Origin of the sequence: Streptomyces sp. NPDC005408, from assembly GCF_040606445.1 — a bacterium.
Taxonomy (GTDB): domain Bacteria; phylum Actinomycetota; class Actinomycetes; order Streptomycetales; family Streptomycetaceae; genus Streptomyces.
Map to the genome: position 1 here is coordinate 72773 of NZ_JBEXEX010000001.1, position 11939 is coordinate 84711.

General features: G+C 69.5%; 10 protein-coding genes. 6 read left to right on the plus strand and 4 right to left on the minus strand.

The features are described from left to right. Positions 1-64: 64 nt before the first annotated feature. Together ABZS64_RS00325 and ABZS64_RS00330 are read left to right on the plus strand one after the other, a co-directional pair. The gene (locus ABZS64_RS00325; protein WP_355821455.1) at positions 65-1657 is read left to right on the plus strand and encodes a multicopper oxidase family protein; all 1593 of its coding nucleotides are present in this window, start codon (positions 65-67) and stop codon (positions 1655-1657) included. 88 nt (positions 1658-1745) lie between these two features. Continuing rightward, the gene (locus tag ABZS64_RS00330; protein WP_355821457.1) at positions 1746-3503 is read left to right on the plus strand and encodes an NAD+ synthase; all 1758 of its coding nucleotides are present in this window, start codon (positions 1746-1748) and stop codon (positions 3501-3503) included. Here ABZS64_RS00330 and ABZS64_RS00335 read toward each other — a convergent pair. From ABZS64_RS00335 to ABZS64_RS00350, 4 genes are all read right to left on the minus strand, one after another. Then, positions 3472-4701 carry an MFS transporter gene (locus ABZS64_RS00335; protein WP_355821459.1) on the minus strand — a complete coding sequence of 410 codons (1230 nt, stop codon included), beginning with the start codon at positions 4699-4701 and terminating at the stop codon, positions 3472-3474. The two genes, ABZS64_RS00330 and ABZS64_RS00335, sit on opposite strands and share 32 nt — an antisense overlap. A 141-nt stretch (positions 4702-4842) precedes the next feature. After that, entirely contained in the window at positions 4843-5865 is a 1023-nt protein-coding gene (locus ABZS64_RS00340; RefSeq protein WP_355821461.1) for an endonuclease/exonuclease/phosphatase family protein, read from the minus strand. Positions 5866-6070: 205 nt separating this feature from the next. Then, the gene (locus tag ABZS64_RS00345) at positions 6071-6838 is read right to left on the minus strand and encodes a TetR/AcrR family transcriptional regulator (RefSeq protein ID WP_355821463.1); all 768 of its coding nucleotides are present in this window, start codon (positions 6836-6838) and stop codon (positions 6071-6073) included. 37 nt (positions 6839-6875) lie between these two features. Next, complete coding sequence (locus tag ABZS64_RS00350) at positions 6876-8474, minus strand: MFS transporter (protein ID WP_355821465.1); 1599 nt, start codon at positions 8472-8474, stop codon at positions 6876-6878. Between the two features lie 160 nt (positions 8475-8634). Between ABZS64_RS00350 and panB the strand changes: the two genes are divergently transcribed. From panB to ABZS64_RS00370, 4 genes are all read left to right on the plus strand, one after another. Beyond that, a complete protein-coding gene (gene panB / locus ABZS64_RS00355; protein ID WP_355821467.1) occupies positions 8635-9495 on the plus strand; it encodes a 3-methyl-2-oxobutanoate hydroxymethyltransferase in 861 nt (286 codons plus the stop codon). Between the two features lie 134 nt (positions 9496-9629). Next, complete coding sequence (locus tag ABZS64_RS00360) at positions 9630-10004, plus strand: cupin domain-containing protein (protein ID WP_355821469.1); 375 nt, start codon at positions 9630-9632, stop codon at positions 10002-10004. An 89-nt stretch (positions 10005-10093) separates the two neighbouring features. Next, positions 10094-11086, plus strand: a complete 993-nt coding sequence (locus ABZS64_RS00365; protein WP_355821471.1) for an ATP-binding cassette domain-containing protein — start codon at positions 10094-10096, stop codon at positions 11084-11086. After that, on the plus strand, positions 11083-11937 hold the full coding sequence (locus ABZS64_RS00370; protein WP_355821473.1) for an ABC transporter permease: 855 nt from the start codon (positions 11083-11085) through the stop codon (positions 11935-11937). Before ABZS64_RS00365 ends, ABZS64_RS00370 begins: the two co-directional genes overlap by 4 nt. Positions 11938-11939: the final 2 nt, after the last annotated feature.

The window sequence follows — 11939 nt, forward strand, 5'->3', positions numbered from 1 at the left end:
GTACCAGAAGCAGCAGACGCGCCCATCTGCACGCATCACCACACACCACGAGGTGCTCACAGTCATGCACACTCACCACACGCAACCCACTCCCCACACCCGCCGCGCCGTGCTCGGTGCCGCAATCGCCGCCGCCGGCACGGGAGTTCTGGCCGCCTGCTCCGGATCGTCGTCCATGGACCATGGATCGATGAACCACGGCGCCCCGGAGGCGACCCCCGGGGGCTATGTCACCCCCGACGGCCCGGAGGTCGCCGCCGCCGAGGCGAAAAGGGGATCGGGCCCGGTCCGTACGGTAAAGCTGACCGCCACGCCCACCCCGCTGGAGCTCGGCCGCAATCTCACGGTCAAGTCCTGGGCGTACGGGGACCGGCTGCCCGGCCAGGAGGTCCGCGTCACCGCGGGCGACACCCTCGCGCTCACGCTGGCCAATCATCTGCCGCAGTCCACGTCACTGCACTGGCACGGCATCGCCCTGCGCAATGACATGGACGGCGTCCCAGGCGTCACCCAGAGCCCCATCAAGTCGGGCGCGTCCTTCGACTACCGCTTCACGGTCCCCCACCCGGGGACGTACTGGTTCCATCCGCACTCGGGCGTCCAGCAGGACCGCGGGCTGTACGCCCCGCTGATCGTGGAGGACCCGAAGGAGCCCCTGAAGTACGACAAGGAGTGGGTCGTCGTCCTGGACGACTGGCTCGACGGCGTCGACGGCTCCACGCCGGACTCCGTGCTGGCGGAGCTGCGGCACGGCATGCCCGGGCACTCGGGCGCGGACGGGCCGTCCCCGACCGCTACGGCGAAGGGCCCGTCCCGGATCATGACGGGCGCGAGCAGCGATCACCTCGGCAACGAAGCGGGCGACATCGAGTATCCGTACTACCTGATCAACGGCCGCACGGCGGGTGCACCCTCGGCCTTCCGCGCCAGGCCCGGCGACCGGATCCGGCTGCGGATCATCAATGCCGGAGGGGAGACCGCGTTCCGGGTCGCGCTCGGCGGCCATGAGCTGACGATCACGCACACCGACGGTTACCCCGTCCAGCACGCCACGACCGACGCCTTGCTCCTGGGCATGGGCGAGCGGTACGACGTGCTGGTCACCGCGGGGAACGGCGTCTTCCCGCTGACGGCTGTCGCGGAGGGCAAGGAGACACAGGGCAGGAAGGCGGCCGCGATGGCGCTGCTCCGCACAGGCGGCGGGACGGCACCCACCGCATCCGTGCGCCCGAAGGAGCTGTCCGGCAGGATCGTGACTCCGAACCGGCTCAAGGCGGACGCGTCCGTCGCCCTTCCCGCACGCAAGCCGGATCGCACGATCCAACTGCGGCTGACGGGCAATATGGCGCAGTACAACTGGGCCTTCAACGGCAAGCCCTACACCCCCGACCAGCGCCAGCCGGTCCGGGCGGGCGAGCGGGTCCGGCTGGTCTTCACCAACGGCACACGGATGTGGCATCCGCTGCACCTGCACGGCCACACCTTCACCCTGGCGAACTTCACGGACGGCCCCCGCAAGGACACCGCGAACCTGCTGCCGAACCGCTCACTGTCGGTGGACTTCGACGCCGACAACCCGGGTCTGTGGATGACCCACTGTCACAACGTCTACCACTCGGAGTCGGGCATGATGACGGTGCTCGGTTACCAGAAGTAGCACCCAGGGGCGCCCCGCCACGCTACGTGGGGCGCCCCACATCTCCCCACCCGGACATCGCGTCAGAAAGACGATTACACTGAGCCGCGTGCCTCAACTACGCCTCGCTCTGAATCAGATCGACTCGACCGTCGGCGATCTCGCCGGCAACGCCGAGGCGATCGTGCACTGGACCCGGCACTCCGCCGAGCAGGGGGCGCATCTCGTCGCCTTCCCCGAGATGGTGCTGACCGGCTATCCCGTCGAGGATCTGGCCCTGCGGTCGTCCTTCGTGGAAGCGTCCCGGGCCGCCCTGCGCGCGCTCGCCGCACGCCTCGACGAGGAGGGCTTCGGCGAAGTGCCGGTCATCCTCGGCTACCTCGACCGCTCCGAGCGGGCCCAGCCCCGCTACGGCCAGCCCGCGGGCTCGCCGCAGAACGCCGCGGCCGTGCTGCACCGCGGCGAGGTGGTGCTGACCTTCGCCAAGCACCACCTGCCCAACTACGGCGTCTTCGACGAGTTCCGCTACTTCGTGCCGGGCGACACCATGCCGGTGATCCGCGTGCACGGCGTCGATGTGGCGCTCGCGATCTGCGAGGACCTCTGGCAGGACGGCGGCCGCGTCCCGGCCACCCGCTCCGCCGGGGCCGGGCTCTTGATCTCGATCAACGCCTCGCCGTACGAGCAGAACAAGGACGACACCCGCCTCGAGCTGGTGCGCAAGCGCGCCCAGGAGGCGGGCTGCACCACCGCCTATCTGGCCATGATCGGCGGGCAGGACGAGCTGGTCTTCGACGGCGACTCGATCGTGGTCGACGCGGCCGGTGAAGTGGTCGCGCGGGCCCCGCAGTTCGCCGAGGGCAGCGTCGTACTGGATCTGGAGCTCCCCGCGGCCGCCGCCGAGCCGCCGACGGGCGTGGTCGACGACGGGCTGCGCATCGAGCGCGTCGTCATCTCCGAGGAGCCCCTCAAGCCGTACGAGGCGGAGCTCACCGGCGGCTACGCCGAGCGCCTCGACGACGACGAGGAGGTCTACTCGGCGCTGGTCGTGGGCCTGCGCGCGTACGCCGCCAAGAACGGCTTCCGCTCGGTACTGATCGGCCTGTCCGGCGGCATCGACTCCGCGCTGGTCGCGGCGATCGCCTGCGACGCACTCGGCGCGCAGAGCGTGTACGGCATCTCGATGCCATCGAAGTACTCGTCGGACCACTCCAAGGGCGACGCGGCCGAGCTGGCCCGCCGTACGGGGCTCAACTTCCGCACCGTACCGATCGAGCCGATGTTCGACGCGTACATGAGCTCGCTCTCCCTGACCGGCCTCGCCGAGGAGAACCTCCAGTCGCGGCTGCGCGGCACGATGCTGATGGCGGTCTCCAACCAGGAGGGCCACATCGTGCTCGCGCCGGGCAACAAGTCCGAGCTGGCGGTGGGCTATTCCACGCTGTACGGCGACTCGGTGGGCGCGTACGGGCCGATCAAGGACGTCTACAAGACGTCCATCTTCCGGCTGGCGAACTGGCGCAACCGGGCCGCCGAGGAGCGCGGGCAGACCCCGCCGATCCCGGAGGCCTCGATCACCAAGCCGCCGAGCGCGGAGCTGCGCCCCGGCCAGGTCGACACCGACTCGCTGCCGGACTACGACGTACTGGACCGGATCCTGGAGCTGTACGTCGACCGGGACCAGGGCAAGGACGCGATCGTGGCGGCCGGCTTCGACGAGGAGCTGGTGGCCAAGACGCTGCGGATGGTGGACACGGCTGAGTACAAGCGGCGCCAGTACCCGCCGGGCACCAAGATCTCGGCGAAGGGTTTCGGCAAGGACCGGCGGCTGCCGATCACGAACCGCTGGCGGGAGACGACGCACTGACCTGCTGATCCGAGATACGGGGGCTTCCCGCGGCGATGACGCGGGAGGCCCCCTTCGTCGTACGGTCCATGAGCCCGGCCGTCGCGGCGATCACCAGGCCGACGACCGTGAGGGCAGCGCCGACCAGGGCCGGGGACGTCCAGCCCCAGCCCGCCGCGATGGCCACGCCGCCGAGCCAGGCGCCGCCCGCGTTGGCGAGGTTGAAGGCCGAGTGGTTGGAGGCGGAGGCCAGGGTGGGGGCATCCTTCGCCTTCTGCATGACCAGCATCTGCAGCGGTGTGGTGGTCATGAAGCCGACCGCGCCGAGCACGACGACCGTTGCCAGTGCCGCCCACTGGATGTGCACGGTGAAGGGGAAGAGCACCAGCACCAGGGTGAGAGCGGTGAGCGATGCGTACAGCGTGGGGCGCAGCGCCCGGTCGGTCAGCGGGCCCGCGGCGAGTGCGCCGAGCGTCATGCCGATGCCGAAGAGGGCGAGGACCAGGGTCACGGAGGACTCGCCGAAGCCCATGGCCTCCGTCGTCATGGAGGCGAGGTAGGAGTACACGGCGAAGACACCGGCGAAGCCGAAGACCGCGGTGAGCAGGCCGAGCAGCACCTGGCGGCGGCCGAGCGCGCGCAGCTCGCGGCCGACGCTCTGGTGCGCGTCGAGGGGCATGTACGGGACGAGCCGGGCGAGCGCGGCCATCGCGATCAGGCCGATCACCGTGACGACCAGGAAGGTGGCCCGCCAGCCGAGGTGCTGGCCGAGCAGGGTCGCGGCCGGTACGCCCACGATGTTGGCGACGGTGAGACCGAGGAACATCGTGGCCACGGCGCGCGCCTGCCGCCCGTCCGCGACGAGCCGGGCCGCGACGACCGCTCCGACCCCGAAGAACGCGCCGTGCGGCAGCCCGGCGAGCACGCGGCCCGCGGCCAGCCAGCCGAAGCCGGGGGCGAGGGCGGAGGCGAGGTTGCCGACGACGAAGAGCGCCATCAGCAGCAGGAGCATCCGCTTGCGCGGGATGCGGGAGCCGAGGGCGGTGAGCAGCGGGGCGCCGATGACGACGCCGATCGCGTACGCAGAGACGAGGTAGCCGGCCGTGGGGACGGAGGTGTGCAGGTCGTCCGCGACATTGGGCAGCAGGCCCATCATCACGAACTCGGTGGTGCCGATACCGAAGGCGGAGACGGCGAGCGCGAGGAGCGCGAGCGGCATGGAGTGCCCTTCCGAGGTTAGTTCTCCTTCGGAACAAATCCTCGCACGGGGATTGTTCCCCCCGGTGAACACGTGGTTGCCGTCACATAACCGGTGCTCCGCCCCGGACCCCTTGCGAGGGCTCCGCCCGGAGTGTGTACGTCAGAGCTTGATGCGCGCCGCGATCGGCAGGTGGTCGCTGTCCGTCTGCGGCAGCGTCCAGGAGGACACCGGCTCGACGCCCTTCACCAGGATCTGGTCGATCCGCGCCATCGGGAACGACGCGGGCCAGCTGAAGCCGAAGCCGTCCCCCGCCGCGCCCTGTGTGGAGCGCATCTGGGAGGTGATGGACCTCAACGAGCGGTCGTTCATGGTGCCGTTGAGGTCGCCGAGCAGCACGACCCTGCCGGTCCGGTCCTCGGCGATCGCCTCGCCCAGCGCGTCCGCGCTGTTGTCGCGCTGGTTGGCGGTGAAGCCTGCGTTGAGCTTGACGCGCACAGACGGCATATGGGCGACGAACACCGCGACCGCGCCCTCGGGCGTCCGCACGGTGGAGCGCATCGCGCGGGTCCAGCCCAGCCGGATGTCCACGGGCGAGGTGTCGGTCATCGGGTACTTGCTCCACAGCCCCACCGTGCCCTGCACGGAGTGGTACTTGTACGTCCCGGCCAGCGCCTGTTCGTACGCGGAGACCTGACCCACCGGCAGCTCCTGCAGCGCGAGCACATCCGCGCCCGAGGCGGCGACCTTCTTGGCCGTGCCCTCGGGGTCCGGGTTGCCCGCGTTGACGTTGTGCGTGGCGACGGTGAGATTGCCGCCACCGCCCGACTTGTCGGCGATCAGGCCGCCGAAGAGGTTGAGCCAGACAATCGTCGGCAGCAGCAGGGCGATCAGCGCGGTCGCCGAGCGCCGCAGCACGGCGACGACCAGGATCACCGGGATGAACACGGCGAACCATGGCAGAAAGGTCTCGCTGAGACTGCCCAGGTTGCCGATGCGGTTGGGGACTTGCGCGTGCAGGATCATCAACAGGGCGATCAGTACGGCGAGTGCGGCGAGCACGATGCCGCGCCGCCAGATGCCCGGATCGCCGCGCCAGCCGTCGAGCAGGCTCCGGAACCGGGCTCCGGTGCGCCCGTCACGGGGGCTGCCGTTACCGGTCTCCGTCTTGTACGCCTGCACCATGGAGCTTTCCTCACTGCCTTGCCGTCACACCAACCTCGCCGTCGACACTAGGCGATGGCGGGCGGTCAGCCGCCGTCGCCGGACGGCCGTTCTGCCTCGATGACGACAGGACGCCGCGCGGGGTTCCTGGTATCGGGCCAGGTGGGGGCGCTGTGACAGAACCCGCACACTTCGGGCAGCGACCCGAACGGCGGTTGAGGGCGCTTCAGCGTGGCGGGCGTACGCCCTGGAGAACCGCGTCGACGATCCGTTCCGCGCTGCCCTCTTGGGGCGTGCCTTCGGGGCGCAGCACGGTGCGTACGAGCATCGGACCGACGAAGAGATCGCCCAGCAGATCGAAGTCGAGGTCGGCGCGGATCTCGCCGTTCGCGATGCCGCGCCGCAGGACCTCGTCCATCCGCTCGCGGCGCGGGGCGACCGAGGTGTGGTGATACATGTCCCACAGCTGGGGATAGCTCTGCATCTGCGCGAAGACGTTGTGCAGGAGGGCGGATGAGCGCTTCGCGAGGCCGCGCTTGCGGAGCATCTCGACCATCGCGACCAGATCGTCGCGGACGGAGGTGCCGGGCAGCGGCGGGTCGACGGGTTCCATGGACCGTACGACACCGACGAAGAGGGCCTCCTTGCCCTCCCAGCGGCGGTAGATGGTGGCCTTGCCGACGCCGGCGGTGCGGGCGATGCGCTCTATGGAGAGCTCGGAGAGAGGTACGCCCTCTTCGAGAAGATGCACGACGGCCTCGACGATCGACCGCTCGACCGCCTCACTGCGGGGCCGCCCGCGCCGACCGGCGGTGGCGGGCGCGGCGGACGCCGCCGCGGAAGCCGGTACGCCGGAGGCCGCGGCGGAACCGGACGCCGGAGGCGAGGCGGACGCCGTGGCAGAAACGGGCTCGCCCGGGCGCGCGGCCTTGGGGCCGTGGTTGTCCTGGTGCTCCCTCACTGGCACGTCCGCTCCGCCTCTCTCCGTCGTCATCGCCGTCATTCTCGCTGACGGCTCCCAGTGCCACCGCTCAGCGTTCGGCGCTCTCCCTCTCCGGCTGGGCATCGGCCGCCGGTGCCGTCTTGGGCCTGCCGCCGGGCAGGAAGAGCAGGACCACGATCACGCCGACCATCGCCACGCCCGCCGAGGCGAGCGCCGTCAGATGCATGGCGCTCAGGAAGGCCTCGTTCGCGGGGGCGATGAGCGACTTGCCCGCGGGGCCGAGTTTCGAGGCGACCCCGAGCGTCGCCTCGATCGACTCGCCCGCCGCCTGCCTGGCACCGCTCGGCAGCATCCCGAGGTGTCCCTCGATCTCCTCGCGGTACTGCGTGGAGAGCAGCGAGCCGAGCACGGCGACGCCGAGTGCGCCGCCCACCTGCCGGAAGGTGTTGTTGACCGCAGAGCCCGAACCGGCCTTCTCGCGCGGCAGCGCCTGCATCACCGAAACGGTCACCGGCGGCATGATGTGCGCCATTCCCGCGCCCTGCACGAAGAAGACCACTTCGAGCACCCACAGCGGGGTCGACTGGTCGAACGTCGCGAACGCGGCCAGCCCCACCGCGACCATGAACATTCCGGCCGTGCACACGGCCCGCGCGCCGAAGCGTTCGACGACGAGCCTGGCACGCGGCGCGAAGACCATCTGGGCCACGGCGAGCGGCAGGATCAGCAGTCCGGCATCGAGCGCGCTGTAGCCGCGCACGCTCTGCAGATAGAAGGCCGAGAAGAAGGTCACGCCCATCAGCGCGAAGAAGACCAGCGCTATGGCGGCGACGGCGGCCGCGAACGCCGGTTTCTTGAAGTACGCGATGTCGATGGCCGGATGGTCGCTGCGCTTCTCGTGCAGGACGAAGCCCGCGAGTACGACAAGTCCGCCGATCAGCGGGAGCAACGAGGATCGCGCGGTGAAGTCGGCCAGCTCGCCGCCTCGGATGATTCCGTACACCAGCAGGACCAGGCCGATGACGGAGAGGACCACGCCGAGCGGGTCTATGCGGCCGGGGTTCGGGTCCTTGGAGTCGGGCACCAGGATCGTCATCGCGATCAGGGCGATGATCACGACCGGGACATTGACCAGGAAGATCGAGCCCCACCAGAAGTGCTCGAGGAGCAGTCCGCCGGTGATGGGCCCTATGGCGATGGCGAGGCCCACGCCGCCGGCCCAGATGCCGATCGCCTTGGGCTGCTCGTCCCGCTCGAAGACGTTCATCAGGACGGCGAGCGTCGAGGGCATCACAAAGGCCGCGCCGAAGCCCATCACCGCGCGGAACGAGATGAGTTCGCCGGGCGAGCCGGAGAACGCGGCGAGTGCCGAGCCCGCACCGAAGACGACGATGCCGAAGAGCAGCACCTTCTTGCGCCCGATGCGGTCGCCGAAGAGTCCCGCGGTGAAGAGGAGTCCGGCGAAGACGAGCGTGTAGGAGTTGATCGCCCACTCCAGCTCGCTCTGGGTGGCGCCGATGCCGATGGGCTCGGGGCTGGCGATCGTCTTGACCGCCACGTTCAGGATCGAGTTGTCCAGCACGACGATGAGCAGGCTGAACATGAGGACGGCCAGGATCGCCCATCGTCTGCGGTGGACGGCCTCAGGCAGGCGGGGTACGGCAGGTGCGCCGGACGGAGTCGACATGGTCCTCAGCCTAGCCCCATTTCGATACGAGACCGTCTCGTATAGGAACACTTTACCGAATGAACGGGTCCCCTTCCGCCCGGGCGGCACGAGGTGCCACCATGGAGCTGATCCGGGGACGCCGTCAGGGCGCCTCGAGATGACGAAGGAGCCGTTAGCCATGACGCTTCAGGCTGCCCAGAAGCCCACCGACAGCAGCAAGGCGCTGTACGGCGGCAAGGGCACTCGCCGCATCACGGTCCACGACATCGCCACCGCCAAGGAGCGAGGCGAGAAGTGGCCGATGCTCACCGCATACGACGCGATGACCGCATCGGTCTTCGACGAGGCCGGCATCCCGGTCGTGCTCGTCGGTGACTCGATGGGCAACTGTCATCTCGGCTACGAGACCACCGTGCCCGTCACGATGGACGAGATGACCCTGCTCTCCGCAGCCGTCGTACGGGGCACCAAGCGTGCCCTGGTCGTCGGCGACCTCCCCTTCGGCTCGTACCAGGAAGGCCCCGTCCAGGCCCTGCGCAACGCCACCCGGCTGATCAAGGACGCGGGCGTCGGCGCGGTCAAGCTGGAGGGCGGCGAGCGCTCGCTGGGCCAGACCGAGCTGCTGGTACAGGCCGGTATCCCGGTCATGTCGCATCTGGGCCTGACCCCGCAGTCCGTCAACACCATGGGTTACCGCGTGCAGGGGCGCGGCGACGAGGCGGCCCACCGTCTGATGCGCGACGCCAAGGCCGCGCAGGACGCGGGCGCGTTCGCCGTCGTCCTCGAGCTGGTCCCGGCGGAGGTCGCCGCCGAGGTCACCCGCAGCCTGAACATCCCGACCATCGGCATCGGCGCGGGCCCCGACACGGACGCCCAGGTGCTCGTCTGGACCGACATGGCGGGCCTGACGGGCGGCAAGGTGCCGCGCTTCACCAAGCAGTACGCCAACCTCCGCCAGACGCTCGGCGACGCCGCGAAGGCCTTCGCCGACGATGTGGCCGGCGGGGCGTTCCCGCAGGAGGAGCACACCTTCCACTGAGCCACCTCCGGCACCACCGACAGCCCGCCGACATCCCCCATCGGCGGGCTGTCCGGCGTCGGGGGCCCGGGCCCCGGCGTAGCCTGGAAGGTGCAACTCGGGGTTCCCTCACGCCCCGCCGGGAGGCGGTCGTCATGGCCGGAATCGTGCGCAAGACCTTCGACTCCCCGGAAGAGACCCGTCCCTTCAAGGAGGGAACCGGGAGGCTCGACCTCCTCAGCACCGAAGGCGGTCCGCCGGTCGGCCGGGCCGTGTACGAGCCGGGCTGGCAGTGGTCCAAGCACGTCAAACCCATCGTCGGCACCGACAGCTGCCAGTCGCACCATGTGGGCTATGTCCTCGGCGGCCGGATGAAGGTCGTCATGAACGACGGCGAGACCGACGAGATACGCCAGGGCGACTTCTTCGACGTCCAGCCCGGCCACGACGCGTGGGTGGTCGGCGACGAGACCGTCGTCGCACTCGACTGGGTCGGTTTCGTCGCCTACGCCAAGTCGGCGGGCTCCTGACCTGCTAGGTCGCGGCTGTCGGCGGGACGTCGCCCGCCTGTCGGCAGCCTGTCGGCGGCTTGTCGGTGACGCCCGTCATCGTTGACGGCATGACGCGAATCGACAAGAACGCCGTCGAGGTACGAGGCCTCGTAAAGCATTACGGCGACACGAAGGCACTGGACGGTGTGGACCTCGATGTCCGTGAGGGCACCGTCCTCGGTGTCCTCGGCCCCAACGGCGCCGGCAAGACCACGCTCGTACGCTGCCTCTCCACCCTCATCACCCCGGACGCCGGCCATGCCGTCGTCGCCGGGTACGACGTGGTGAAGCAGCCGCGGCAGCTGCGCCGCACCATCGGACTCACCGGCCAGTACGCCTCGGTCGACGAGAAGCTGTCCGGCTGGGAGAACCTCTACATGATCGGGCGGCTGCTCGATCTGGCCCGCAAGGACGCCCGCCGCCGGGCCGACGAGATGCTGGAGCGCTTCTCGCTCACCGACTCGGCCAAGCGGCCCGTCATGCAGTACTCCGGCGGTATGCGGCGGCGGCTCGACCTGGCCGCCTCGATGATCGGCAGCCCGGCCGTGCTCTATCTGGACGAGCCGACGACCGGCCTCGACCCACGGACCCGTAACGAGGTCTGGGACGAGGTGCAGCGGATGGTCGCGGAGGGGGCGACCGTACTGCTCACCACCCAGTACATGGAGGAGGCCGAGCAGCTGGCGAGCGAGCTCACGGTCATCGACCGCGGGCGGGTCATCGCCAGCGGCGGCGTCGACGAACTCAAGGCGAAGGTCGGCGGCCGCACCCTGCAGATCCGGCCCAGCGATCCCGCGCAGCTGTCCGCCATGGCCCGTGCGCTCGGCGAGTCCGGCCTCGACGGGATCGCCGGTGCGACGGTCGTGCCCGACGAGGGTCTGCTGTACGTCCCGATCCTGAGCGATACGCAACTGACCGCCGTCGTCGGCCTGTTGGGCACACACGGGTTCGGCATCGCCCACATCGGCACCCATCTGCCCAGCCTGGACGAAGTGTTCCTTGCCATCACGGGCGAGAAGACGCCTGTGTCCGACGCGATTCCCGAGGAGGTAGCCGCATGAGTACGGCAACTGCCACCACCGCTCAGTCGTCCGCTCCCGCGCCCGCCCCGGTCAAGAACACGCCGGCCGGCGAGGGCCGGATCGGCCTGCGGGGCAATATGCGGCACATCGGCGCGCTGGTGCGCCGCAACGCCCTGCAGATCAAGCAGGACCCGGAGTCGATGTTCGACGCCGTGCTGATGCCGATCGTCTTCATTCTGCTGTTCGTGTACGTCTTCGGCGGCGCGATCTCCGGCAAGGGCAACCAGCAGGAATACGTCAACTACGTGGTCCCCGGCATGATGGCGATGATGGGCATGAACATCGCCATGGCTGTCGGCACCGGCGTCAACGACGACTTCAAGAAGGGCGTGATGGACCGCTTCCGGTCCATGCCGATCGCCCGGTCGTCCGTCCTCATCGCGAAGATCGTGGTCGAGGTCGGCCGCATGATGGTCGCCACGACCATCCTGCTCGGCATGGGCTTCCTGCTCGGCCTGCAGATCCACACCTCGGTGCTCGAACTGCTCGCGGCGGTCGGCCTGTCCATGGTCTTCGGCGCATCCCTGATGTGGATCTTCATCCTGCTCGGTCTCACCATGAAGACGGCCCAGGCCGTCCAGGGAGTGGCCATGCTCGTACTCATGCCTATGCAGTTCGGCTCGTCGATCTTCGCCCCGCCGGCCACGATGCCCGGCTGGCTGCAGAACTTCACCGACTACAACCCGCTGTCCAACCTCGCGGACGCGGCCCGGAATCTGATCAACGGCGGTCCGGTCGCCCACTCCGTGTGGATGACGCTCGGCTGGGCGGCGGTGATCACTCTGGTCACGGCACCGCTCGCGGTCGCCAAGTTCCGCAAGAAGACCTGATC

Bases quoted from the DNA above. Each gene is read 5' to 3' on its own strand.
- ABZS64_RS00325 (WP_355821455.1), top strand. From the start codon at position 65: ATGCACACTCACCACACGCAACCCACTCCCCACACCCGCCGCGCCGTG.
- ABZS64_RS00335 (WP_355821459.1), bottom strand. From the start codon at position 4,701: ATGCCGCTCGCGCTCCTCGCGCTCGCCGTCTCCGCCTTCGGTATCGGC.
- ABZS64_RS00340 (WP_355821461.1), bottom strand. From the start codon at position 5,865: ATGGTGCAGGCGTACAAGACGGAGACCGGTAACGGCAGCCCCCGTGAC.
- ABZS64_RS00345 (WP_355821463.1), bottom strand. From the start codon at position 6,838: ATGACGACGGAGAGAGGCGGAGCGGACGTGCCAGTGAGGGAGCACCAG.
- ABZS64_RS00350 (WP_355821465.1), bottom strand. From the start codon at position 8,474: ATGTCGACTCCGTCCGGCGCACCTGCCGTACCCCGCCTGCCTGAGGCC.
- panB (WP_355821467.1), top strand. From the start codon at position 8,635: ATGACGCTTCAGGCTGCCCAGAAGCCCACCGACAGCAGCAAGGCGCTG.
- ABZS64_RS00360 (WP_355821469.1), top strand. From the start codon at position 9,630: ATGGCCGGAATCGTGCGCAAGACCTTCGACTCCCCGGAAGAGACCCGT.
- ABZS64_RS00365 (WP_355821471.1), top strand. From the start codon at position 10,094: ATGACGCGAATCGACAAGAACGCCGTCGAGGTACGAGGCCTCGTAAAG.
- ABZS64_RS00370 (WP_355821473.1), top strand. From the start codon at position 11,083: ATGAGTACGGCAACTGCCACCACCGCTCAGTCGTCCGCTCCCGCGCCC.